This is a genomic window from Sandaracinaceae bacterium, from assembly GCA_016706685.1.
Taxonomy (GTDB): Bacteria; Myxococcota_A; Polyangia; order Polyangiales; family Houyiibacteriaceae; genus JADJJE01.
In genome coordinates this window covers 731005-754631 of the sequence record JADJJE010000001.1, presented here as the reverse complement: position 1 = coordinate 754631, position 23627 = coordinate 731005, and the positions used below count along the sequence as shown (strand labels likewise).

Sequence of the window (23627 nt, the reverse complement as noted above, 5' to 3'; positions counted from 1 at the left end):
ACAAGGACCGAATCCGGGGCGACACTAGCGCGGTCGCTGTCTGTCACGGTCGCACTCCGGGTGGGTGCCTGCCTAAGTGGGGTTGAGCTTGTATCGTTACTTGGTCTTCTTCGCCGCGCTGGTCGCGGCCCTCTCTTCCAGCGTCCGTGTCCAGGCCCAGGACGACCGCGCGCGCCTCCACTTCCAGGCGGGCGCCTCGTACTACGAGGCAGGTGACTACGAGGATGCGCTGCGCGAGTTCCAGCGCTCGCACGCCCTCAGTCAGCGCTCCGAGCTCTTCTACAACTTCTCTCTCTGCTACCAGCAGATTGGGGACTTGGACAACGCCGCGCTCTATCTGAGGCGCTACCTCGACGAGGTGGAGGCCATCGACAACCGAGACCAGCTCGAGCGCCGCCACGAGAACCTGCTCGAGCGAATCGCCGCGCGGGGCGCCACTCCCACACCACCGAACGTGGGCGATCCGAGGCCCGACCCGGAAGCCGAGCCCACACCGGACCAGGAACCGGACACGGAGCCGGCCGCCGACGCGGAGGCTTCCCCGGACGAGCCGCGCCGCGGCGGTGGGGTGCCGGTCGGTGCCGTGATTGGATACGCCGTTGCAGGCGTCGGGGTGGTGCTGGCCGCCACGTTCGGCCCGCTCGCCCTGAGGGAGCGCGGCCGCATCGAAGATGGGTGCGGCGCCGACCGGAGCTGCACGTCGGGGCAAGTGCAGCGCATGGACGGCTTCGCGCTGGGCGCCGACATCGGGCTCGGCGTGGCCGTGGTCGGGGCCACCGTGGGCACCATCCTCCTGCTCACCGGTCGTGGAAGCGATGACGAAGAGGAGAGCACGGACCAAGCTCGGCTCCGCTTCACACCCTATGCAAGTCCCGTGGGCGCCGGCGCCTCGCTGCGGGGGAGCTTCTGATGCGTACTCACCACGTCATGGCGAGCTCGGCGGTCACAGCGCTGCTCATCGCTTTGCTGCCCATCTCGGGCTGTAGCCTGGTGGTGGACTCGGGGCAGTACGTCGCGCGCACGGACGCGGGCCCCCCCGAGGACTCCGGCACCGAAGATGGCTCCGTGGAGGACCAGGGCAGCGTCGACCAGGGGCCCATCACCTGCAACGGAACGGTGTGTGAGCAGGGCCAGTACTGCGTCGACGACAACTCCTGCGTGGAGTGCTTGGTGGACACCCACTGCGCGAACGGCTTGTGCGACCCAACGTTGGGGGTGTGCATCAATCCGGAGACCGACTGCGGTGCGTGTAACCCGGACGAGATCTGCACGGGTCACCCGGCGGGTGGCTTCGCCTGCCTCAACTGCGACCGAGATCAGGACGGCTTCCTGTCCACGCTGTCGCTGTGTGACGCGATCTTCCCGGACTGCAACGACCTCGACGCTCAGCAGTACCCCGGGGCGGCACCCAAGTGTGGCGATGGGCTGTTCCAGGGCTGCGCCACACCCGAGTACGACTCACTGCGAGCGCTGCTGCCCACCATCGCGGAGATCGCTCGCATGCCCGTGCAGCTCGTGTCCGAGGAGCTGGCGGTGGACTCCCAGCTCAGCACGGTCGCCATGCCCGGGGACTACTTCGATGAGCTGACGGGTGACCCCAACGCCGCGTATTGGGTCTTCGGCTTTCGCACGAACGACAGCGAGGCCCAGGTCTCGCGAACTCAGTACGAGGGCTTCAACTCGAGCACGGTCCTCCACGAGTGGGAGGGCCTCGCCACGCGCATGAGCAACCGCGTTGGCTGGCCCATCGATGCGGGCAAGGTCACCGGCTTTACCGTCGATGGGAGCGCCGGGTACCTGAACTACGCCGCGAGCGGCGACGTCGCCCTGCTCGGCGAGGCTCGTGTCTACTTGATCGCGGACGACGGAACCAATCTCATCGAGACCGCGAACGAGCTTCAGTCAGCCGGCTTTCGGCCCCCGCTCGCGATCATCGGCGGCACCAACCCCGACGTCATCTACCGCGACGACAACGCCGGCTTCAGCGGCTACAGCCGGCTTCGGTCGCTGAGGTCGGGTGCCGCCACGGCCGCCTGGGTCACCATCCCGTCCGACCTCGAGTTCACCCTCGATGGCGAGGGCGAGCACGTGTTCTGGCGGAACGCCGAGGGGCTGACGGGTGAAGTGTGGGATGCCGTTGCCACGACCCCGGACACGGTGGCGGCGCCACCCACGGTGGCCGCCGTGATGACGGGGCCCGCGCGCTTCTCCCGCGACCCGACCACGGGTCGGCTCATCGGCATTCTTCCGTACGACAGCGGCCTGCGAGTCGTCGAATACACGTGCACCGCGCCGGGGCTCGACAACTGCACCGCCGTCGCGTCCGACATCCAGTCGGTGCTACCCGCGCTCACGCACTTCGACTTCGAGGTGCTCAGCGGCGCCATCTACCTCTTCTCGGCCGGGCTCGGTGACGGGCTCCTCGAGATCCAGCTCTCCGTCTTCACGTTGGACGATGCACTGGGACTGAACAGCGTGCTCGGGCCCATGCCCTTCATCAGCAGCAACAACCCCGAAGTCGGGACCCTCTTCGGCGTCTACGCCATCGAGTCGGCACTCCAAGTGGGCTCAGGCCACGCCGAGATCGTCGTGGGAACCTCAGTGAATCGAGGCGCGGTGTCGCTGGCTGCCTCCGGCCTTCGGTTCTGCGTCTCGCAGTAGCCCCTCGCAGGTCACGCGCTAGTCCGACAGCCGCGTGACCTGCGCCCGGCTGTGCAGCGGCAGCGTCACCCGCACTTCCCACGCGAGCCCCTCGCCCACCGGCGGCAGGGACTCGCGCGGGCCCTCGGCGCGCAGCAGGGCCACCCCACTCGGGGTGCGCCGCGCGGCCCAGTGGCTCTCACTCGGGCCCCACCAGCAGCTCACGCGCATCAGCGTGCGCTCGTCGGCGGGGCGCTCCACGCAGCCGCCCGCCTCGCTGCCCAGCTCCTCGGTCACCGACGGCTCGGTGGCGCTGTGCATCACGAACAGCACGCGCGTGCGTGGGGTGCCCTCGGCGTCTTCGCCCGCGTCCTCGAGGCGAAAGGTGGCCACGTAGACCGGCGGCGGTGGGTCGCTGGCCACGGGCACGCTGGGCGGCGCGCTGGTCTGCGCCGGGCTGCACGCCGTGAGCGCCCAGAGCCCCGTGGCGCACGCCACCCGTGGCCAGCCGAGCGCCGCCCGCACGCGGCCCTCACTCGGGCGCGGCATCGAGCCCATAGGTCTTGAGCTTGCGCTGCAGCGTGCGCCGGTCGATGCCCAGCGCGGTGGCCGTGCGCGTCACGTTGCCGTCCATCTGGCGCAGCACTCGCTCGATGTGGGCGCGCTCCACGTCGGCCAGGCTGGTGCGCTCGCCCGAGTCCTGCTCGCCACTGCTGGGACGCTGCGACGCTGCAGGCTCGAGAGGCTCCTCCCGCACGGTGGCCTGCGCGCTGCTCAGGCTGATGGGCACGTGCATGGCCTTCGGGGCGGCGTGCCCGAACACACTCGCCGCGATCATGCGCCGCATGAGGTCGCCGCGGATCTCGTTCTCTTCCGCGAACAGCGCCGCGCGCCGCAGCACGTTCAGCAGCTCGCGCACGTTGCCGGGCCAGTGGTAGTCCACCAGGGCCTGCTGGGCGTCGGGGCCCAGCGTGACGTCGCGGTAACCCAGGCGCTCCAGCAAGTGCGCCGCCAGCGGCAGGATGTCGCTCGGGCGCTCGCGCAGGGGCATGAGCAACACCGGGAACACCTGCAGGCGGAAGTACAGGTCTTCGCGGAAATTGCCGGCCTGCACCTCGGCCCACAGGTCGCAGTTGGTGGCCGCCACGATGCGCACGTCCACCGCGTGCTCCTTGCTGTCGCCCACGGGCCGCACCAGGCGCGTCTCGAGCGCGCGCAGCAGCTTGGCCTGGCTCTCGATGGGCAGCTCGGCCAGCTCGTCGATGAACAGCGTGCCGCCATGCGCCTCGCGGAAGAGGCCCAGACGGTCGGCGCTGGCCCCCGTGAACGCGCCGCGCTTGTGCCCGAACAGCTCGCTCTCGAACAGCTCGCGCGGCACGCAGGCCGCGTTGAGCGCCACGAACGGCGCGCTGCGGCGGGGGCTGGCCAGGTGCAGGTGCTGCGCGACCACCTCCTTGCCGGTGCCCGTCTCGCCGAAGATGGTGACGGTCTCGTCGGTGGGCCCCACGGTGGCGATGAACTTGCGCACCTCGGCCGTGGACGGGCTCTGGCCCACCAGCGGGACGTGGCGCTCGTCCGAGGGCCCCTCCGTGCGGCGGCTCTCGGTGACGGCCTGCTTGATGAGCGGGCGCAGCAGCTCGGCGTCCACGGGCTTCTCGAGGAACGAGAATGCGCCGAGGCGCATGGCCTCTACCGCGGCCTGCACCGTGCCGTGGCCGGTGAGCACGATCATGCGCGTGCGGACCGCGCCCCGCCGGCGCAGCACCTCGAGCCCGTCGAGGCCCTTCATGCGCAGGTCCAAGAGCGCCACGTCGGGCACGTCGCCGCTCGCGAGGATCGAGAGCGCGCTCTCGCCGTCTGCGGCCTCCCTCACCTCGAAGCCCGCGCGTCGCAGCGCCTTCTGCATCGCGAATCGGAAGGCGGCGTCGTCATCGATGAGGAGGACGTTTCCGGTGCTCATCTGACGCACACCGTGCGCTGGCCTCGTGCCAAACGCAAGACGCCTTTCCGCACTCGAAGGGCGCGCTCAGAAGTAGGTGGTCACGGCGGTCTCGGGGGGCTCGGCCGCCGGTAGCCGCAGCGTGGCGCGTGCGCCTCCCTCGGGGCGCGTGCTCAGCGCCAGGTCACCGTCCATCGCGCGCACCAGCATGTACGACGTGTAGAGCCCGAGCCCAGTGCCCTCGCCGGGCGGCTTGGTCGTGGCAAAGGGCTCGAACAGCCGGGCCACGATGGCCGGATCCACCCCGGGCCCCTCGTCGTCCACGTAGAGCACCACCTCGCTCGCGTCACCCTTGCCGTGCACGTAGATCGTGCCGGCATCCGTGTGCCCGCGCATGGCGTCCACGGCGTTCTGCAGCGCGTTCACCAGCACCTGCATCAGGCGGTCCGCGTCGGCGGCCACGTGCAGCGCGTAGACCTCCGGGTTCACGGTGAGCGTGGGCCCCTCGCGCAGGCCCGCCCACACCAGCGCCCGCGCGCGCTCCACCACGGCGCCCACCGACACGCCCTGCTCCAGCTTCGGGCGCACCAGGTCGCCGCCGGCCAGCAGCGAGTGCGTGATCTTGGCCAGCCGCTTCGTCTCGCTCCGGATCAGCGCCGCGGACTCGTCCACGTCGGCCGTCACCTCGTCGGCCAGGGCAGGGCGCTGGTCTGCGTCGGCCTTGCGGTACAGCGCGATGGCGTCGCGCATGTCGGTGGCCAGCGTGCGGATGGTGGCCAGCGGCGTGTTCAGCTCGTGCGCCACGCCCTGCGCGATGCGGCCCAAGCTGGCCAGGCGCTCGGCCAGCACCAGCTGGCGCTCCTGCACCATGGCGGCGCTGCGGTCCACGTACAGGTTCATGACGCGCTGGTGCCCGGCGCGCCCCGCCAGCGGGAACGACAGCATCTCGAAGGCGCGCTCGCCGCGGTCCACCGTGAGCGAGAAGCGACAGCGGCCGCCTTCCCCCGCGTGCAGCGCCTGATGCACCGGGCACTCACTGCTCGCGCGCTGACAGGCGCGGCTGGGTGGGCAGCTCCACGCGCCGCCAATGGCCACCTCCGCGTTCAGCTCCTCGGCGCGCCGGTTGCGCCACGCCAGGCTTCCGTCGGGGTCCACCACCTCGAGCCCCGCGGCCAGCTCGTCCAGCGTGTTGGACATGACCTGGTACTCGAGGGCGGCCCGGTCGCGCGCGCGCTTGAGCGCCTCCTCGCGATCGCGCACCTCGCGGGCCGCGTGGCTCACCACGTACGACGCCGCCGTGAGCGTCACCACGAACGCGGCCACGTGCGCGAACGTGTCCCACGCCGGCTGCGGATCCCAGACGCCAATCTGCAGCCGCGGCTCGAGCAGCGTGAGGGCCAGCAGCCCCGCCATCCCGAACGCGGCCGCGGCGGCCACCAGCGTGGCGCGCGGGCCCCCCAGCACGGCGATGAGCGCCACGTGGAAGATGTAGAAGCCCATGAACGGGTTGCGGATGCCGCCGGCCGACCAGAGCACCACGGTGAGCATCAGCATGTCGATCAGCGCCTGCGACACGGCCGCCACTGGGCCTGTGCCATCACGCAGCAGGCTGCGCCGCAGCAGCGCGTTGTAGGACGAGCCCAGCACCACCACCGCCAGCATCACGCGCCAGTTGATGCCGGGGTACTTGCCCCACATGGCGAAGCCCGCGGCCACCAGCACCCCCGCCATGGCCACCCAGCGCAGGTCGATGAGCCAGCGCAGCCGCTCCGCGCTGAAGTCGCCGTCGACCCGCGGCTCACCGAACAGGGCGGAGGTCGAGGGGTCGCGCGGGCGGTCGGACATGGGGAGCGGCTCGCCTCAGTAGTCGCCGTCGTCGACCAGCTCGTCGTCGGGGTCGTGGTCGTGGTCGCGCGGCACGTACTGGCCCGTGCCTGCACCGCCCTCACGCTTCTTCTTCTTGAAGGGCGCCACGAACAGCTTGTTGATGGTGTCGAGCTCCTTCTTGCTGAGCGCGCGCTGCTGTCCGGGGCGCAGCCCCTCGGTGTCCACCCCGGCGAACGCCAGGCGCGTGAGGCGCTGCACGCGGTGGCCGATGGCGTCGCCCATGCGGTGGATCTGCCGGTTCTTGCCCTCGCGCAGCGTGATCTGCACCCAGGTGCAGCGGTCCTCCGTGCGCAGCACGAAGACGTCGGCCTTCTTGGTCACGTAGCCGTCGTCCAGCTTCACGCCGTTGCGCAGCGCGTCCAGCTCGGGCACGTCCACGTGGCCCTGCAGCTTGGCCGCGTAGACCTTGGGGACGCCCACGCTCGGGCGCAGGAGCGCCTCCGAGAACTCACCGTCGTTGGTGAGCAGGAGCGCGCCGCTGGTGTGGTAGTCGAGCCGCCCCACCGGGAACACGCGCTCCGGGATCTTCTCGATGATGTCGGCCAGCGACGAGCGACCCTCGGGGTCGCTGAGCGTGCTCACCACCTCGCGCGGCTTGTTCAGGATGTAGTAGACCGGCGAGTCACGCACCAAGCGCCGACCGTCGACCTCGACTTTGTCGAGGTGGTCATCGACCTTGACGCCGAGCTCGGTGACGATCTTGCCGTTCACGCGCACGCGCCCGTCAGTGATGTACTTCTCGGCACCCCGGCGTGAGGCGATCCCCGCCTGGGCGAGCACCTTCTGGAGTCTCTGTTGTGCCATGGGAGGGGTTACGCCCCGCGTCGCGTGTCGTCGCGGTCCCAGACGTCGACGCGACCGTCGCCGTCGATGTCCGTGCCCATGCGCACCAGGCGACCGTCCTCGTAGTACTCCCAGCGATCGGGCTGCCACGTCTCGGCGGTGCTGCGGCCCGCGAGATCGCGCTCGGAGCGCGAGGGCACGCCGGCCTCGTAGAAGATCTTGGTGTCCACGCGGCCGTCACCGTTGGAGTCCTGCTCCACGCGCGCCACGCGGCCGTGCTCGAAGTAGGTCACCTGGTCCATGGCGCCGTTGAAGTCGCGGTCGGACTCCTCGCTGCGCGGGCGGCCTTCGTCCGTGTAGAAGCGGACCACGTCCTTCACGCCGTCGCCGTTCAGGTCGGCCTCGCGGCACACCAGCACCAGGCGCGCCAGGCGCCCGCTGCCCACCGTGAGGAACACCTTGCGCACGTCCGGCAGGTCGTCACCCGAGGTGTCGTACTCGCTCACTTCGTACTGCTCGCCGTTGGCCTCGCAGCGCCCCTGATCGTCTGGGCGATCGGTGGGAAGCCGGGTGGCCTCCTCCGGGGTGGTGGACTCCTCTTGGCCTCGCTTGCAGCCGCTGGCACCCACCAGGAGCGCAGCGCAAGACAGCATCAGCCAGAACACGCGGGTGGTTCTCGGGGTCATGCTCACGGGGCTTCCTCTGGGTCCGGCACGAAGGTGTCTTCGCTGGTGTCGTCGTCGGCGGGGGGCGCATCGGTCGCCGGGGGGGCGTCCGGATCGGGCGCGTCGCCACCTGCGGTCTCGGCCGCCTGGACCGTTCCCGTCCCGTCGCAACGCAAGCGCTCTTCGGGCGGGCCCGCGTCATCGGGGTGCACGCTGTCCGTGCGGTCGGCGTCGCCGTTGTTGTCCAGGTCGTAGCGCACCTCGACCAGGCTGCCGTTGCGGAAGACTTCCCACTTCTCGACGCGACCATCGTTGTTGTCGTCGTAGTGGGCTTCCATGAGCATGCCCTCGGCGTAGGTCTCCCACACGTCGGCGCGGCCACGGTTGTGGCGGTCACGCTGGGCGCGCGAGACGAAGCCGTTCTCGCACCACATCCACGTGTCCACGCGGTGGTCGAACGTGGTGTCCAGCTCCTTGCGGCGGATGACCCCGCCCGTGAAGTAGGCGATCTCGTCGAGCCGACCGTCGAAGTCGTAGTCGTGTTCTTCGCGCAGCACGGTGGTGCCGTCCGCCTCGAAAAAGCGCGTGACGTCCACGCGGCCGTCGAAGTTCATGTCGATCTCGAGGCACAGCATCCGGCCACCCGCCGTGTGGTGCTGGATGTCGGCGCGCCCGTCGTTGTTTACGTCGATGCCGTCGGTGATGGGCCCGAGGCTGCCGCAGCGCACCCGGTCGTCCATGCTGGCCAGGACCTCCTCCTCTTCCTCTGGCGTGGTCCCGTCACCGGACGAGTCCGAGCCGCCGCGGTTCTTGCAGCCCGCCACGGAGACGGCCAAGAGCACCAGCGCCGCCCACATCATGCGGGAGGCCGGGGCGGCGCCCTGGGACGTGAAGAAGCGGCGCGCTCTTGGAGAGGCGGGGGCGGGGTGCAAGAGGTGGAGCATGAGTTGGTCTCAGGATGGCGGGTGTCCGCTCGCGCCGCGAGTGATGGGCCCCAGCCGCCCGAGCAGCATACGACCAAGCCGAGCCCCTCGGCAAGCCGCGTGCGGTCCGGCAGGCCCCGGGTCCGAGGCATGGCGCGTCCACCGCCCGCCGGTGTTGACAGTACACGTCATGCCATGTATGTTCACAAGGCTCGCAGGCCGCGAGCACCAACGCGGACAACGGTGCAGATGGCGCGCAAGAAGATCTCCACGACCGTGTACATCACCCCCGAGCAGAACGAGCAGCTCAAGGTTCTGCACGACCGCACCAAGGTGCCCATCGCGGTGTACATCCGCGAAGGCATCGACCTCGTGCTGCGCCGCCATGCGGACGAGCTGCCTGGGCAGCTGTCGCTGACGCCCACGGACGACTGAAGCTCGCGACAGCCGCCGCACTCGGTGTGGAGGGTTGCGGTTGCGGCAGGGCCTTCTGCGCGCCAAGGTCGAGCCGCCCGGCCGCCCCACGCTACTTCGCGACAGCGCGTGCCGTTGCCCACCCCAGGGCGCACTCATGAGCTACGACCCCGCACGCATCCGTAATTTCAGCATCATCGCGCACATCGACCACGGCAAGAGCACGCTGGCCGACCGCATCCTCGAGGTCACCGGCGTGATCACGGATCGCGAGAAGAAGGCGCAGCTGCTCGACCGCATGGAGCTCGAGCAGGAGCGCGGCATCACCATCAAGGCGCAGGGCGTGCGCTTGCCGTTCACTGCGGCCGACGGGATCACCTACCAGCTCAACCTGATCGACACGCCGGGCCACGTGGACTTCTCCTATGAAGTCAGCCGCTCGCTGGCCGCCTGCGAGGGCGCGCTGCTGGTGGTGGACGCCACGCAGGGCGTGGAGGCCCAGACGCTGGCCAACGTGTACTTGGCGCTCGAGAACAACCTCGAGATCATCCCGGTCTTCAACAAGGTGGACCTGCCCAGCGCCGACGTGGACCGCGTGCGCCGCGAAGTGGAAGAGCTGATCGGCCTCGACTGCACCGAGGTGCTGCCGTGCAGCGCCAAGACGGGGCAGGGCGTGCGCGAGATCCTCGAGGCCATCTGCCGCCGCGTACCGCCGCCCAAGTACAACACGGCGGAGAACGCGCCGCTGCGCGCGCTCATGTTCGACAGCTGGTACGACACGTACCGCGGCGCCATGGGCATGGTGCGCGTGTTCGACGGCACGCTGCGCAAGGGCGAGAAGATCAAGATGATGGCCACCGGCGCCGTCTACGAAGCCACCGAGCTGGGCGTCTACTCGCCGTTCCCGGTGCTGGTGGACCACCTGGGGCCCGGCGAAGTGGGCTACTTCGGCGCCAGCATCAAGACCATCCGCGACACCAAGGTGGGCGACACCATCACCCAGCTCTACAACGCGGCCACCGAGCCGCTGGCGGGCTTCCAAGAGGTGAAGCCCATGGTGTTCTGCGGTGTCTTCCCCACGGACGGCGAGCAGTACCCCGAGCTGCGTGACGCGCTCGACAAGCTGCACCTCAACGACAGCGCCTTCCAGTTCGAGCCCGAGAACTCGGACGCGCTCGGGTTCGGCTTCCGCTGCGGCTTCCTCGGCCTGCTGCACATGGAGATCGTGCAGGAGCGCCTCGAGCGCGAGTACAACCTGGACCTCATCACCACCGCGCCCAGCGTGGTGTACCGCGTGACCAACGAGAAGGGCGAGACGTACGACGTGGAGAACCCGTCGCGCCTGCCCGACGGCCGCGTGAAGATCGAGGAGCCGTACTTCACGGTCTCCATCCACGTGCCCAACGCCTACGTGGGCGCGGTCATCAAGCTGTGCCAGGACCGCCGCGGCGAGCAGAAGAACATCCAGTACGCCTCGGCCGAGCGCGTCATCATCACCTACGAGCTGCCCCTCGGAGAGGTGCTCTTCGACTTCTTCGACCAGCTCAAGAACGCCACGCGCGGCTACGCCTCCATGGACTACGAGCTGGCCGGGTACCGCGAGAACAAGCTGGTGCGCCTCGACATGCTCATCAACGGCGAGAAGGTCGACGCGCTGAGCGCCATCGTGCACATGGACAACGCCCAGCACGTGGGGCGCCAGTTGGCCGCCAAGCTCAAGACCATCGTGCCGTCGCAGCAGTTCGAGGTGGCCATCCAGGCCGCCATCGGCACCAAGGTCATCGCCCGCGAGACGGTGCGCGCGCTCCGTAAGGACGTCACGGCCAAGTGCTACGGCGGCGACATCAGCCGCAAGCGCAAGCTCCTCGAGAAGCAGAAAGAGGGCAAGAAGCGCATGAAGTCGGTGGGCCGCGTGGACATCCCGCAGGCCGCCTTCCACGCCATCCTCAAGGTCAACGAGTGACACGGGGGTCTGGCTCATGGCTCACGTCCGCGCGCCCCCCCCCGCCCGCCCCCCCCCCCCCCCCCCCCCCCCCCCCCCCCCCGGCCCCCCCCCCCGGCCGGGCCCCCCCCCCCCCCCCCCCCCCCCCGGGGGGCCCCCCCGCCCCCCCCCCCCCCCGGCCGCCCCCCCCCAAACGCGCGCCCCCCGGGCCCCCGGCCCCCCCCCCCCCCCCCCCCCCCCCCCCCTCGCCGAGCGCCTCGCCATCCCGCTGGCCCCTGACGCCGAGCAGCGCCTGACCGCCCTGCTCACGCTGACCATGCTGTGGGGCAAGCGCATCGATCTCACGAGCGCGCGCAACGAGGCGGCCCTGGCCGAGATCCTGTTCGTGGACGCGCTGCACATGACGGGCGAGGACCTGATCCCGAGGGACGCGCGCGTGCTCGACGTGGGCGCCGGGGTGGGTGCGCCCACGCTGCCCGTGCTGCTGCTGCGCCCCGACCTGCGCGCGCTGCTGGTGGAGCCGCGCCGCAAGCGGGTGGCCTTCCTGCGCACCGCGGTGGGCAGCCTGGGCCTGTCGGCGCGCGTGCAGGTGGTGGAGGCCAAGCTCGACCTCGACCAGCCACGGGCGCTGGTGGAGGCTCACGGCGAGGTGCAGGTGGCGCTTGCCCGAGCCACCTTCGCGCCCCACGTGTGGCTGCCCCTCGGGCACCAGCTGGCACCTCGCACGCTGGTGCTCACGGCGCAGGAAGAGCCACCCCCAGGGGCGGACCTGACCCTGCGCTACAGCGTGCCCAGCAGCGGGGCCAAGCGGGTGATCAGCGCGTACGCGCGGGGATGATCTGGATGCGCCGGCGCATGCCCTCACCGGACGACGACGTGGTGACGCCCTCCAGCTTGGCCAGCGAGAGGTGGATGACACGGCGGTCGCGCGCGCTCATGGGGCGCAGCGTGACCACCTTGCCCTGCGTGACGGCGCGCTTGGCCTCGCGGCGAGCCATGCTGACCAGCCCCTTGTCGTGGCGATCGCGGTAGTCCCCGGAGTCCAGCACCACGTGCCGGCGCCCCTCGGGCTCGCGGTTCACCACCTTGTTCAGGATGAACTGCAGCGCGTCCAGCGTCTGGCCCTTCTTGCCGATGACCATGCCGGCGTCGGGGCCGACGAGGTCCAGCACGATGCGCTCGTCGTCCTCGCGGATGTCCACGTCGACGTCGAAGTCCATCAAGTCCAGGATGTCCTCGAGCGCCTCGGCGGCGACCTCGGCCTTCTTGTCGTTGACGTGGGTGGCGGGAGACGGTGCCGGCCCATCCTCGAGGAGGAGGGCGCCGTCGTGGAGCTTGGGGTCTCGATCGCTCATGGGCTAGACGGATCCTACAACAGGCCGTTGGGTTCGGCGATGATAGATGACGGGGGCGTCAGGCGGGGCCGGCCGGCGTCTTGTTGGCGACGGAGGCCGCGTGCTGGACGCGGATGTAGTGCTGCTGCGCGATGCTCAGCACGGAGTTGGTGACCATGTAGAGGCACAGGCCGGCGGGGAGGAACAGCATGAAGCCGGTGATCATGATCGGCATCATGTAGAGCATGACCTTGGCCTGGGCCGGGTCCATGGTGGCGGTGGGCGTGAGCTTCTGCTGCACGAACATGAGGACACCCAGCACCAGCGGGAGCACGAAGTACGGGTCGCGCGCGGACAAGTCGGTCCAGAAGAGCGCGAACGGGGAATGATATAGTTCGAGGTTGGTGGAGAGGCTCTGGTACAGCGCGAACCAGATGGGCATCTGCAGCAGCATGGGCAAGCACCCCGCGAACGGGTTCACCTTGTACTCCTTGTAGAGCGCCATGGTGGCCTGGCCCTTGGCCTCGCGGTCGTCGCCGTGCTTGGCGTTGATGGCGTCGAGGTGCGGCTTGAGCTCGCTCATCCTCGCCATGTTCTTGAAGCTGGCGGCGGTGAGCGGGTAGAGCACCAGCTTCACCAGGAAGGTGAGCAGGACGATGGCGAGGCCCCAGTTGCCCACCAGGTTGAAGATGGAGCGCAGCAGCCAGACCAGGCCCTCGGCGATGAACGTGAACCAGCCGAGGTCCACGGCCGCGGTGGCCTGGTGACCGAACGCGTGCATGGCGTCCAGGTCCTTGGGGCCCATGTAGACGGCGGTGCGAACCAGATGGTCCCGGCCGGCCTCGAGCGCGACGCGCGGGTAGCGGAGGGCGGTCTCGAAGAGCGTGCCCACGGCCTGCGGACGTCCACGGTTGTCCATCCACACTTGGCAGCGCTCGGCGGCGTCGTCTTCGGCGGCGATGAGCGTGGCGAAGTACTGGTTGGTGATGGCGGTCCAACCGGCGCGCGGACCGAAGCCGGCCGCGAAGTGCGAGGGGTTGTCGTCGTCCAGCTCGCTGCGGTCGAAGCGCTCGTGCTCGTCTTCGCCGAAGAAGCACTGCCCGAAGGACGCGAAGTCTGACGGGCGCCCCAGGAACGTGCTGCCCTCGGCCTCACGCGACACGTAGTGCGCGGTGCGGACGTTGACCCGCACCGGGCGCGCCACCCGCCCGTTGTTGCGGATGCGTACCGTGGACCAAAGTTGGTAGGGCGAGGTGCCCGCCTCCCACTGGCGCGTGATGGTGAAGCCGTCCGCCTCGAGCTCGAAGCGCACCAGGTTGGGCGCCGGCTGCGTGAGCGTCCAGACGGCGTCGGCGGGGATGTTCACTCCGCCCAGGTCCAGGTTGAGCGGCAGGTAGCGCTCGAGCTCGGTGCTGACCATCTCGTGGAGATCGCCGGTGGGCCCGCGGAAGCGCTCGCCCTTGACGCGCATGCTGGTCACGGCCGTGTTCAGGTTGGTGAACGTGGCGATGAAGTGCTCGGTCTCGATCTGCGCAGTTCTGGCGCTCGCCGTGCGGGCAGCCCGTGCCTCGGCGCTGGGCGACGACGACCCACTCGGGGCGCGCGCCCCACCCGCGTCCGCTGCGGTCTCACCGGCGGCCGCCTCGGGGGCTGGGTCGCCGAAGAGCTTGAGCCCGGCGTATGCGAGGCCGATCAGCACCGTGAAGGCCAGCAGCGGGATCAGTTGCTTCTTGGGGTCGTCAGCCATCGTCGGTGGTCAGTCTCGGTCGGACGCAGGGGGCGGGGGGTCATAGCCGCCCGGGTTGAAGGGGTGGCAACGGCAGATGCGTTTGGCCCCGAGAAAGCCTCCGCGCAAGGCGCCGAAGCGCTCGATGCACGTCGCGGTGTAGCGCGAGCACGACGGCTCGAAGCGACACACGCTGCCGATGAGCGGCGAGAGGGTCCACCAGTAGATCCGGATCAGGGCCAGGAACAGCCACTGGAGTGGGCTCTTTCGCGTGACCGGGGCGCTCATGACGACGCCTCCGTTCTAGCATCGGGCGCTGCGGGGGCCGCTCCGAGTCGATCTCGCTGGCGTGCCAGCGAGTCACGGATGCCGCTCACCTCGCCGAGCACGTCGGCGTAGCCCAGCTTGCCCGCCCCCTGCTTCGCGATGAACACGATGTCCGTGGCGAGCGGGAAGAGCGCGCGGTTGCGCCGGAACACCTCGCGCAGGACACGCTTCACGCGGTTGCGCACCACGGCGTTGCCGATCTTCTTGGTGACCGTGACGCCGAAGCGCTGGCTTCCGCTGGGCACGATGACGACGAGGAAGTGGCGCGTGTGCGTCCGCGAGCGGCTTGCCTGGATCCGGCGGTAGTCCGCCCGCCGTCGCACGCGGGCGCTCGGCGGGTAGACCTCGGTCATGGGCGTGCGCAGCGCGGAGCCGGGCTCACTTCTCGAACGTGCTGACCACGAGGCGCGTGCGCCCCTTGCGGCGGCGCGCCGAGAGCACCTTGCGGCCTCCCGCGGTCTTCATGCGTGCGCGGAACCCGTGGGTACGCTTCCGGCTGGTCTTGCTGGGCTGATAAGTCCGCTTCACGGCACATTCTCCAAAGTACGTTGGACCGACACCGTGAGACGGCTTCGGGGCCGCGCAATCAAGCACGTGGTCCCGGGAGTGTCAAGCTCGGGCCGGCCCAAGAGCAGACCCGAGCACGAGCACGAGCACGAGCACGACCACGTTCACGACCACGCCCACGTACGTCCACGTAGACGTAGACGCACGTAGACGTGAACGTTGACGTGCTCGTGCTCGTGCTCGACGACCCCACCGCCGACAACCAGGCCCGATCACCCCCGGCCCGCGATAAAGTCCCCCCAATGTCCCCCAGCCCCCCCTCCGCCCCCCCACCCAGCAAGGCCCTCCTCGCCCTGCGCGCCACCTGCTTCGGCGCCGTCGCGCTCGCCTTCCCCATCTCGGGCGCCCTCGTCTTCGGCGCGGGCCTCGACCGGCACCAAGCCGCCGATGCCCTGGCCGTCATCTACTGCGTGGGCCTCATCTCAGGCGTCTTCGCGGTCCTCCTGCCCCTCCCCAGCCTCCGCGCATGGACCCGCGCCCAGCGCGTCGAGTCCGCGGCGCTCGTCTTCCTGGGCATGTCCTACGTCACCCATCTCAGCTGGGAGCTCGGCTGGCTGCTCCTCAAGGACGCCATCGCCGCAAACCCCGACGCGCCCTGGGCCTACGCCTGGTGGGCCTACATCGATGGAGGCGATGCACGTTACGCCGTGGGCGACACGCTGCTCGTGGCCATGGAGCTGCTGTCGGTCACCAACGGCACGGTGGGCGCACTGGCGCTCGCTCGCTTCCTGCGGAGCGGCCGACAGGACCTCGCGGCGCGGCTCGCCCTCGGTGCCACGGCGGTGGTGCACCTCTACTCGGCCAGCTTGTACTACGCGAGCGAGCTGCTCACGGGGCTCCCGAACGTGGGGGACGGCTTCATCAGCGTCTACATCAAGTTCGGTCTGGCCAACTCCCTGTGGGTGTTGGCGCCCTTCTTCGTCTTCCGCTTCGTGTACGACGGGCTCTGGTGCCTGCGCCACGCGAGGTGACGCAGGCCAGCGCGTGAGCTCAGCGGGGCGAGAAGCGCACGGTGTAGTCCACCGTGAGGGCGCTCTTGGGCGCCTCGTCGATGCTGAGACCCTCGAGGGCCTGCGTGACGCACGCCACGAGCAGCTCGTCATCCACGTTGGAGTGGGTGACCTCGATGCCGCTGATGGTGGTGGCGCTCTTGGCCATGGCCACGCGCAGCTGGAGGTCGCCCGTGAGCGACTCGTCGCGCGTGAGCGCCTCGCGGTAGCACTCGTCCATGGTGGACTGGCGCGCGTCGATGGCGGAGCGCAGGTCGGCCTGGGCCGTCCCGACGCCGCCGCAGCCCACGGCGAGGCCAGAGAGCGAGAGCAGGGCCGCGATGGGCGTCATGCTGTGGAAGGGCTTCTTCATGGTGCGGTCTCCTCGGCGGGGGCGGCGGCGCTCGGCGCGGAGCGCTCGACGATGTTGAATTCCACGCGGCGGTTCTCGGCGCGGCCGGCGTCGGTGTCGTTGGTGGCGCGCGGGCGCGTCAGGCCGAAGCCCTGGCTGGTGAGGCGGCCGGCGTCCACGCCGTGCTCGGTGAGGTAGCGCATGACGGAAGCCGCGCGGCGCGTGGACAGGTCCAGGTTGTAGCGCGGGGTCCCGACGTTGTCGGTGTGGCCCTCGATGCTGAGGCGCACGATCTCGGGGTGCTCCTGGATGACCGACACGATGGTGTCCATGAGGCCGAACGAGCTGGACTCGATCACGTCGCTGTTGAAGGCGAAGTTGATGGTCTGGCGCACCTCGATGGCGGTCTCCGTGACCTCCACGACCGGCGGCGGCGGGGGCGGCGGCGGGGGAGGGGGCGGGGCGGGCCTCTCGGCCATGACGCGGATCGGGTCGCTCTCGACGAGCGGCGTCACACCACCGCAGCCGACGACGAGGGTCGCGACGAGCGCCAAGCACGCATGCTGACGATGATTCATGGGAACTCCTAGCGTTGGGGTCTGTGCGCAATGCACGCACATCGACCCCGATGTTGAGACATGGAAGTACAACGTCCCCGTCCCGGATTCAACCCGGGGAGCCCCGGGGCCCGGCTACTCGGTGCCGCGCAGGCCCGCGAACACGGCGTGCCGCACGGCCTCCATCTCGCTCGAGATCTGCGCGTGAGGCACCGCGAGGTGCACCAGGGCCTGCCGGGTCATCTCCAGGCCAGTCTCGAACTCCGGCAGCACCACGTCACGCACGGAGAGCTCCTTGAACACGGCCATGAAGTGCGGGTCCGAGGTGCGCGCCACCACCTCGATGCGGGGGTTTCGCGCCCGCGCATGCACCACGATCGAGCGCGTCACCATCATCTCGGGCGTGCTGACCACCAGCAGCCGCGCGGCCCCGATGGACGCCGCCTCGAGCACGATCTCGTGGCTGGCGTCTCCGAAGATGACCGGCATGCCGGCCTCCTGGGCCTGCTCCACGCGCCGCGAGTCGAGCTCCACGATCACGATGGAGAAGCCGAGCCGGTGCAGCACTTGGGCGATCTGCAGGCCGACGCGTCCCGCCCCGGCCAGCACGATGTGGTCGCGCAGCCCCGTCTCCGGGAGGTTCTTGGTCTCGAACTGCCGGATGGGGGCGCGCTTCCGCAGCCACTGGTACACCCGCCCCGTCTGCCCGGACACCAAGGGCGTGAGCGCCATGGTCATGATCGCCGTGGTGAGCACCAGCGAGTAGAGGTCGTGGTCGATGGAGCCCGTGGACAAGCCCACCCGGGCCAGCACGAACGAGAACTCGCCGATCTGGAAGAGCCCGAAGGCCATGGCGATGGGCACCACGTTGCCGTAGCGGAAGACCCTGGCCAGCACCGCGAAGATGACGCCCTTCGAGAGGCTGACCGCGAGCACCAGCAGCGCCACCTGGCCCAGGTGATCGACCAGGAAGTCGAGGTCCAAGAGCATGCCCACCGACGCGAAGAACAGCAGCCCAAACAGATCGCGCAGCGGGATGATGTCGCTGAGCGCCTGGTGCCCGTAGTCGGACTCGCTCAGCACCAGGCCCGCCACGAAGGCGCCGAACGCGAACGAGAGCCCGACCAGGTGGGTCACGTACCCGATGCCCAGGCCGATCGCCGTGATGGCCAGCAGGAACAGCTCGCGCGAGCCCAGCTTGGCGATGTGCCCGATCAAGCGCGGCAGGATGCGGGTGCCCAGCACCACCATGGCCGCGATGAATACGGCCGCCTTGAGGGCGGCGAAGGCGACGGGGCCGAAGCCACCGTCGGCCAGGCTGAGCTGCGGCAGCACCACCATGAGCGGGATCACCGCGAGGTCCTGCACGATGAGCACGCCGATGATGACCTTGCTGGAGAGCGTCCCCAGCAGGCCCTGAGCCATCAACGTCTTGAGGATGACCATGGTGCTCGAGAGCGAGATCAGCGCCCCGAGCCAGATCGACTCGCGCCAGTCGAGCCCCAGCAGCGGCCCGATCAGCACGCCCACGCCGATGGTGAGCAGCATCTGGATGGGGGTCCCGATCAGCGCGATGCCGCGCACGGGGCGGAGGTCCTTGAGCGAGAACTCGAGGCCCAGCGCAAACAGCAGCAGGGCGACCCCGATCTCCGCGAGCAGCTCGATGTCGTGCGTGTTCGCGAGCGTGACGCCTGCGGTGTTGGGGCCCAGGATGACGCCGGCCAGGATGTACCCGAGGACCAGGGGCTGACCCAACCGATGCAGCACCAGGCCGCAGCCGAAGCCGACCACGATGAGGAGGATGATGTCGGTGGCGATGCCCAAGGCGGTTCACGGTGCGGTCTCGCGAGGCTATAGCCAAGCGATTCCGCCCAGGGTAGAATCAAGACATCGATCACCCTGGGGTGTGGGAACGCCGCCTCTCTTCGATGGAGTCCGCCATGCATCGCTCGTCTTCCTTATTCTCTGGGCTCGGCATCCTCGCCGCGTCCCTCCTCTTCGCCGGCTGCGGCTCCGACACGGGGCCGGGTGGTCGCTGCCCGGGCGGTGCCTACTCGTGTGGGCAGCTCTGCGAGGAGGCCAACCCGCCGGCCCAGTGCATGCTGGACTGCTCCGATGCGGCCTGCCCCAGCGGCTACTACTGCGGCGCCGACGACACGTGCACAGCGGACTGCTCGGCGGCCAACGCGCTGTGTGGGGACGGAACCTGCAACCCGAGCACGGGCGTATGCACGCCGCCCGACAGCGCGGACGCTGGCCCGCAGGACAACGGGCCGCGCGACAACGGGCCACGTCCGGACTTCGGGCCGCCCGTGGACCTCGGGCCCCAGCCGGACGGCGACGTCTGCGCCCGCGTGACCGTCGAGGCGACGCGCGTGACGCCCAACGTGATCTTCCTGGTCGACCGCTCCGGGTCCATGGGCTGGGAGCTCGACCTGTCGGACGGGGCGCAGTGCCCGCTGAACAACGGTGACCGAGACTGCTACGCCAACGGCACCAGCAGCGCGACCCGCGACCTCAGTCGTTGGCGCGGGCTCCGCTCGACCTTGATTGGGACCTCTGCCGCACCCGCAGAGGAAGGCTTGATCGCGGACTTGCAGGACCAGGTTCGTTTCGGGGCGCTGACCTACACACGAGCCGACGGTGACTGCCGCACCATGCGGATCTACACACCGGTGACCGAGGGCGGCCAGACGCGGGTGAACGTGATCAGCCCCTTCTCCACGACCTCGGCGCGGGATGTCATTGCGGGGAACGGGTCGAACGACGGCCAGTATCTGAACTCCGGTCCCAGCGGTGGGACGCCCACGGGCCCCGCCATCGACTACTTGCTCGAGCGCTTGGCTTCCACGGTCACCAGCTCCTCCGACCCGACCATCCTGATCTTGGCGACCGACGGAGACCCGACCCACAGCGACAACTGCCAGGGCTTCGACAACTACACCGACAACCCCGAGGCGTGGTCGGTGGCAGCCGTGCAGCGCGCTCATGCAGCGGGCATCCGCACCTTCGTGCTGGCCGTCGCCGATGAGGACGACCTGGCGCAAGATCACGTGAACGAGCTGGCCAACGCCGGCATCGGCGCCGCGCCCAACGCCAGCCCGGCGGCCATGAGCTGGCGCGTGAACGACGTGGCTGCATTGAACACGGCGCTCACCTCCATCATCGGAGACGAGATCTCGTGCACCATCGAGCTCAACGGCTCGGTGCCCACGTGGCAGAGCGACCCGTGCGCGGGTGGCACCATCGAGCTGGTACAGGGTGCCCAGCGCACCATGCTGCTGTGTGCGCCCGGCAACGGCTGGCAGCTCACGGGGCCCAGCACGGTGGAGATCATGGGGACTGCGTGCCAGCAGCTGCAGGCCGCCAGCATGGCCTCGCTGGACGCGAGCTTCCCCTGCGACACGGTCATCTTCGAGTGAGGCGAACCGGTCGACCCGCGCGAGCCTAGGCGCGAGTCATCAACCCCGCGTCCAAGAAGCTGAAGTAGCCCTCGGACGCGATGATGATGTGATCGAGCACGCGGATGCCGAGCAGCTCGCCCGCCTCCACCAGGCGGGCCGTGAGCGCGATGTCCTCGGGGCTGGGGGAGGGCTCGCCGCTCGGGTGGTTGTGCACGAAGATGACCCCCGACGCAGCTTCGCGCAGCAGCCTGCGGAAGACTTCGGCCGGGTCCACGGGGCAGCTCGAGCGGCCGCCGACGGCCACGCGCAGCTCGCCGGTGGGGCGGTTCTTGGCGTCCAGCGGGATGGCCAGGAACTCCTCGATGCGTGACGCGGCCAGGCGCGGCCGCATGGAGGCGTCCACGTCTGCGCTCGACAGCAGCTGGCCGCCACGCGTCATGGGGCGCTTGCTCACCCGGCGTCCCAGCTCCACCGCGGCCGCCAGCCGGCATGCCTTGCTGGGGCCGAGGCCGCGGATGCCCATGAGCTCGCGCGGGCCCTTGCGCTCGAGGCCCTCGAGACCACCCAGCTCGTGCAGCAGGCGCGCTGCGAGCAGGGCCACGGGCTCGCTCGCGCTGCCGGTGCCCAGCAGGATCGCGAGCAGGTCCTCGGCCGAGAGGCTCTCGGCGCCTTGCTCCACCAGGCGCTCGCGTGGGCCGTGGCGCGGCGGTGCCGATGCGGGCGTGTCGTCTCGGATGGGGAGGGCAGGGTGCGGGCTGTCGCCGGAGGTCATGAGCAGCATGGGCCGACTCCCCTGCAGGCGTTGCGCCTGCACCCATCCGGCGAGTCTCCCGTGATTCGGAGGCACCCGGGGTGGCGATCCGCCAGCCCCGCCGGCGGCCGCCGGGTGGCCGTGGAGCTACGCGAGCGCCAGCCCAGCCACCAACAGCAGGAAGCCCGCCACGCTCACGGCCGCGTGCCGCCCGAGCGCGTCACGCAGCGGCCGGTCCTCCACGTCGAAGCCGCGCGTGGCCACGCCGCCCAGCCCCAGCACGAAGAGCGCGAGCCCGAGCCATGCGGCCAGAAGCGCTGCGCGGTTGGGGCGACCGTGCTCGCGCAGCGCGGCCAGATAGCGTTCCTGTCGCTGTCCGACGCTGTCGCCGGCGTCGATCTGCGGCGGATCCACGCGAGCCATCAGTGCCGCCAGGTGTTCTTCGGCGCGCTCGGTCTCCTCCGCGTGGGGGGTGAACAGGCTCTCGCCCGCCACGCTCGCACCGCGGATGGCACGCCAGGCATAGAGGGCCGTGACCACGTCTTCGGCCGCCTCGGCTTGCTCGGCGATCTGGCGCAGGCGCGCGAGGGCTTCCGTGCATGCAGGGTTCAGCGGCGCGTGCCAGCGCGCGGCGCGGCGCAGGTGGACCATCGCGTTGCGCGCGTCGCCGGCAGCAGCGGCCACCTCGGCGGCCTGCAGCTCACGCGCCGACTCCACGTGCACGCGCGCCGCGACTAGCGCCAGCAGCACCAGCGCGGCTGCGAGCACACGAAGGGCAACGCGCTTGGCGCGGCTCAAAGGAAGTCTCGGCGCCGGAAGATCAGGGACGCGAACACGAGCAGCAGCGTGGCGTACGCCGTCCCGTAGAGCAGCGTCTGGCCCACGTACGGCCAGACCCCGCCTTGCTCGATGAGCCCCACCGTGAGCGCCCTGCGGCCCGGGACGAAGAGGTGGAAGTTGGGCACCACCTTCACGGCGGTGTGCAGCAACGCCTGGACCTCATCCGGCACGCGCGAGCCGCGGATGGACGCCATGGTGTCGGCCGAGCGGCCAATCACCCACACGCCCAGCGCGAAGGCCCCCGTGAGGAACGGCGTGGAGAACGACGAGAAGAGCAGGGCCACGGCGGCCACCAGCGCCAGCTCGCCCACGTTGAGCGCGAAGGCTGCGAGCAGGTAGCCCACGTCGGCCTCGTGGTGTGCTGCGAACCACGCCATGAGCGCCAGGAACCCCAGCGCCCACGGGACCACGACGGCCGTGCGATCGCGTGCCTTGTAGGCGATGCCGCCCAGCGCAGCCAGCGCCAGCGCAACGACGCCGAGGCTGGTGAAGATGTCGGCGCCCTTCTGGATGGCCGTGACCCACAGGTGCACCCCGCCCATGATGGCCACGAAGACGCCGGCCGTGGCCACGATGCCGAAGTACTTGCCCAGCAGGAACTCGTAGCGGGCGATGGGCTTCGGGAGGATCACGTAGAGGGTCTTGCGCTCGATCTCCTTGTAGAGGAGCGACGCGCCCAGGAAGACGGCCATGATGACCGAGAAGAAGGAGATGGACGCCATGCCCACGTCGGCGACCACGCGCTCGTTCTGGCCGAGGGACAGCTCTCCGAGCGCCAGGCTGAAGAGCAGCATGAGGATGGCCACCGCGAGCATGCCGTACAGCACGCGGTCGCGGACGGCCTCGCGAAAGGTGTTGAGGGCGATGGCGTAGATGCGGCTCACGGCGCACCTCCGGCCGCCGCGCCGAGCAGCGCGCGACCCACGCTGAAGTGACTGACGAGGTTCATGCTGGCGGCAAAGAGGATACCGCCCATGAGGAGGGAGATCACCTGTGCGGCGCGCAGCGCGCGCTCGGTCCGCACGACCCCGAGCTGCACGGTGGCGCGCGGCAGCTCCTCCGACAGGTAGAGCCCACCCGCAGCCCCGAGGAAGCAAGCCACACCCACGCCTACGGAACCGCTCAGCGCCTGGTCCAGCAGGGTGTACACCTCGGGCGCGCTGCGACCCCCAAAGACGACGCCGGCGACGAGGAAGAGCGCCGCGATGCCCGCCAGGAGCGACAGCGCGCCCGCGCCCATCCGCAGGCTCCGCCCGTCCGCGTCGGCCTCACTCGCGGTGTTTTCGAGCGCATCGCCCAGCCGAATGCGGACGCCCAAGTGGGCTGCGAGGCCGAGCGTCATCAGACCCCCCCACCCCACGAGGGGGCCGGCGCCCGGCAGCCAGTCCAGCTGTGAGGAGGGGCCGCCCAGCAAGCGGTAGCCGACCACCAGCACACTGACCCAGCCGAGCAGCAGCAGGGGGGCACCCGTGGCCGCATGCATTCGCCGAAGCTCGTGGAGTCGCGGGGCGCTGGACACGCGCGATGGATAGTGGTTTTCCCGCAGGATGTCGAGCTTGTCGCGCGCCGAGAGTTGCCTCTTCGCCG

25 protein-coding genes are annotated in these 23627 nt (G+C 70.0%); 7 read left to right on the top strand and 18 right to left on the bottom strand.

The genetic code is table 11. The features are described 5' to 3' along the window. Positions 1–82 precede the first annotated feature (82 nt). Positions 83–910 (top strand): tetratricopeptide repeat protein, encoded by an 828-nt coding sequence (locus IPI43_03180; protein MBK7773130.1) that lies wholly within the window; start codon positions 83–85, stop codon positions 908–910. Continuing rightward, positions 910–2661: a hypothetical protein gene (locus tag IPI43_03175; GenBank protein MBK7773129.1), complete on the top strand. Its 1752-nt coding sequence runs from the start codon at positions 910–912 to the stop codon at positions 2659–2661. The genes IPI43_03180 and IPI43_03175 overlap by 1 nt, the downstream gene beginning before the upstream one ends. Positions 2662–2679: 18 nt before the next feature. Here the strand turns inward: IPI43_03175 and IPI43_03170 are convergent, their stop codons facing one another. From IPI43_03170 to IPI43_03145, 6 genes are all read right to left on the bottom strand, one after another. Then, a complete protein-coding gene (locus tag IPI43_03170) occupies positions 2680–3189 on the bottom strand; it encodes a hypothetical protein (protein MBK7773128.1) in 510 nt (169 codons plus the stop codon). Further along, positions 3173–4600: a sigma-54-dependent Fis family transcriptional regulator gene (locus IPI43_03165; protein MBK7773127.1), complete on the bottom strand. Its 1428-nt coding sequence runs from the start codon at positions 4598–4600 to the stop codon at positions 3173–3175. The genes IPI43_03170 and IPI43_03165 overlap by 17 nt, the downstream gene beginning before the upstream one ends. A 66-nt stretch (positions 4601–4666) precedes the next feature. Next, positions 4667–6424 (bottom strand): hypothetical protein, encoded by a 1758-nt coding sequence (locus tag IPI43_03160; GenBank protein MBK7773126.1) that lies wholly within the window; start codon positions 6422–6424, stop codon positions 4667–4669. Positions 6425–6439: 15 nt separating this feature from the next. Beyond that, positions 6440–7270, bottom strand: coding sequence for an rRNA pseudouridine synthase (locus IPI43_03155; GenBank protein ID MBK7773125.1), 831 nt, complete (start codon positions 7268–7270; stop codon positions 6440–6442). An 8-nt stretch (positions 7271–7278) separates the two neighbouring features. Further along, positions 7279–7941: a hypothetical protein gene (locus tag IPI43_03150; protein MBK7773124.1), complete on the bottom strand. Its 663-nt coding sequence runs from the start codon at positions 7939–7941 to the stop codon at positions 7279–7281. Beyond that, a complete protein-coding gene (locus IPI43_03145; protein ID MBK7773123.1) occupies positions 7938–8846 on the bottom strand; it encodes a hypothetical protein in 909 nt (302 codons plus the stop codon). The genes IPI43_03150 and IPI43_03145 overlap by 4 nt, the downstream gene beginning before the upstream one ends. A 240-nt stretch (positions 8847–9086) precedes the next feature. Here IPI43_03145 and IPI43_03140 point away from each other — a divergent pair, with 240 nt between their 5' ends. The 3 genes from IPI43_03140 to IPI43_03130 all read left to right on the top strand — a co-directional run bounded on the left by IPI43_03140 (position 9087) and on the right by IPI43_03130 (position 12031). Continuing rightward, positions 9087–9272 (top strand): ribbon-helix-helix domain-containing protein, encoded by a 186-nt coding sequence (locus IPI43_03140; protein MBK7773122.1) that lies wholly within the window; start codon positions 9087–9089, stop codon positions 9270–9272. Between the two features lie 136 nt (positions 9273–9408). Further along, on the top strand, positions 9409–11214 hold the full coding sequence (gene lepA, locus IPI43_03135; protein MBK7773121.1) for an elongation factor 4: 1806 nt from the start codon (positions 9409–9411) through the stop codon (positions 11212–11214). Positions 11215–11509: 295 nt separating this feature from the next. Continuing rightward, entirely contained in the window at positions 11510–12031 is a 522-nt protein-coding gene (locus IPI43_03130) for a class I SAM-dependent methyltransferase (protein MBK7773120.1), read from the top strand. On the opposite strand, the gene IPI43_03125 is transcribed toward IPI43_03130, so the two are convergent. From IPI43_03125 to rpmH, 5 genes are read right to left on the bottom strand one after another with little or no spacing between them, the layout of a single operon-like run. Continuing rightward, positions 12009–12548 (bottom strand): KH domain-containing protein, encoded by a 540-nt coding sequence (locus IPI43_03125; protein MBK7773119.1) that lies wholly within the window; start codon positions 12546–12548, stop codon positions 12009–12011. The genes IPI43_03130 and IPI43_03125 overlap by 23 nt on opposite strands. Positions 12549–12606: 58 nt before the next feature. After that, positions 12607–14274 carry a membrane protein insertase YidC gene (yidC, locus tag IPI43_03120; GenBank protein MBK7773118.1) on the bottom strand — a complete coding sequence of 556 codons (1668 nt, stop codon included), beginning with the start codon at positions 14272–14274 and terminating at the stop codon, positions 12607–12609. Positions 14275–14283: 9 nt separating this feature from the next. Beyond that, a complete protein-coding gene (gene yidD, locus IPI43_03115; protein ID MBK7773117.1) occupies positions 14284–14541 on the bottom strand; it encodes a membrane protein insertion efficiency factor YidD in 258 nt (85 codons plus the stop codon). After that, entirely contained in the window at positions 14538–14933 is a 396-nt protein-coding gene (rnpA, locus tag IPI43_03110) for a ribonuclease P protein component (GenBank protein ID MBK7773116.1), read from the bottom strand. Before rnpA ends, yidD begins: the two co-directional genes overlap by 4 nt. 25 nt (positions 14934–14958) lie before the next feature. After that, positions 14959–15108, bottom strand: coding sequence for a 50S ribosomal protein L34 (gene rpmH, locus IPI43_03105; GenBank protein MBK7773115.1), 150 nt, complete (start codon positions 15106–15108; stop codon positions 14959–14961). Between the two features lie 281 nt (positions 15109–15389). Here rpmH and IPI43_03100 point away from each other — a divergent pair, with 281 nt between their 5' ends. Then, positions 15390–16118 (top strand): hypothetical protein, encoded by a 729-nt coding sequence (locus IPI43_03100; protein ID MBK7773114.1) that lies wholly within the window; start codon positions 15390–15392, stop codon positions 16116–16118. Between the two features lie 19 nt (positions 16119–16137). Here IPI43_03100 and IPI43_03095 read toward each other — a convergent pair whose 3' ends face one another. The 3 genes from IPI43_03095 to IPI43_03085 form a co-directional block, all read right to left on the bottom strand. Continuing rightward, the gene (locus IPI43_03095) at positions 16138–16509 is read right to left on the bottom strand and encodes a hypothetical protein (GenBank protein MBK7773113.1); all 372 of its coding nucleotides are present in this window, start codon (positions 16507–16509) and stop codon (positions 16138–16140) included. Next, positions 16506–17066 carry an OmpA family protein gene (locus IPI43_03090; GenBank protein MBK7773112.1) on the bottom strand — a complete coding sequence of 187 codons (561 nt, stop codon included), beginning with the start codon at positions 17064–17066 and terminating at the stop codon, positions 16506–16508. The genes IPI43_03095 and IPI43_03090 overlap by 4 nt, the downstream gene beginning before the upstream one ends. Positions 17067–17180: 114 nt before the next feature. After that, positions 17181–18869, bottom strand: a complete 1689-nt coding sequence (locus tag IPI43_03085) for a cation:proton antiporter (GenBank protein ID MBK7773111.1) — start codon at positions 18867–18869, stop codon at positions 17181–17183. 275 nt (positions 18870–19144) lie between these two features. Between IPI43_03085 and IPI43_03080 the strand changes: the two genes are divergently transcribed. Then, a complete protein-coding gene (locus IPI43_03080; protein ID MBK7773110.1) occupies positions 19145–20467 on the top strand; it encodes a VWA domain-containing protein in 1323 nt (440 codons plus the stop codon). Positions 20468–20492: 25 nt separating this feature from the next. Here the strand turns inward: IPI43_03080 and radC are convergent, their stop codons facing one another. The 4 genes from radC to IPI43_03060 form a co-directional block, all read right to left on the bottom strand. Beyond that, positions 20493–21230, bottom strand: a complete 738-nt coding sequence (gene radC, locus IPI43_03075) for a DNA repair protein RadC (protein ID MBK7773109.1) — start codon at positions 21228–21230, stop codon at positions 20493–20495. Between the two features lie 117 nt (positions 21231–21347). Then, positions 21348–21998, bottom strand: coding sequence for a hypothetical protein (locus IPI43_03070; protein MBK7773108.1), 651 nt, complete (start codon positions 21996–21998; stop codon positions 21348–21350). Then, positions 21995–22924, bottom strand: a complete 930-nt coding sequence (locus IPI43_03065) for an ABC transporter permease (protein ID MBK7773107.1) — start codon at positions 22922–22924, stop codon at positions 21995–21997. Before IPI43_03065 ends, IPI43_03070 begins: the two co-directional genes overlap by 4 nt. Continuing rightward, positions 22921–23523, bottom strand: coding sequence for a hypothetical protein (locus tag IPI43_03060; protein ID MBK7773106.1), 603 nt, complete (start codon positions 23521–23523; stop codon positions 22921–22923). Before IPI43_03060 ends, IPI43_03065 begins: the two co-directional genes overlap by 4 nt. Positions 23524–23627 lie beyond the last annotated feature (104 nt).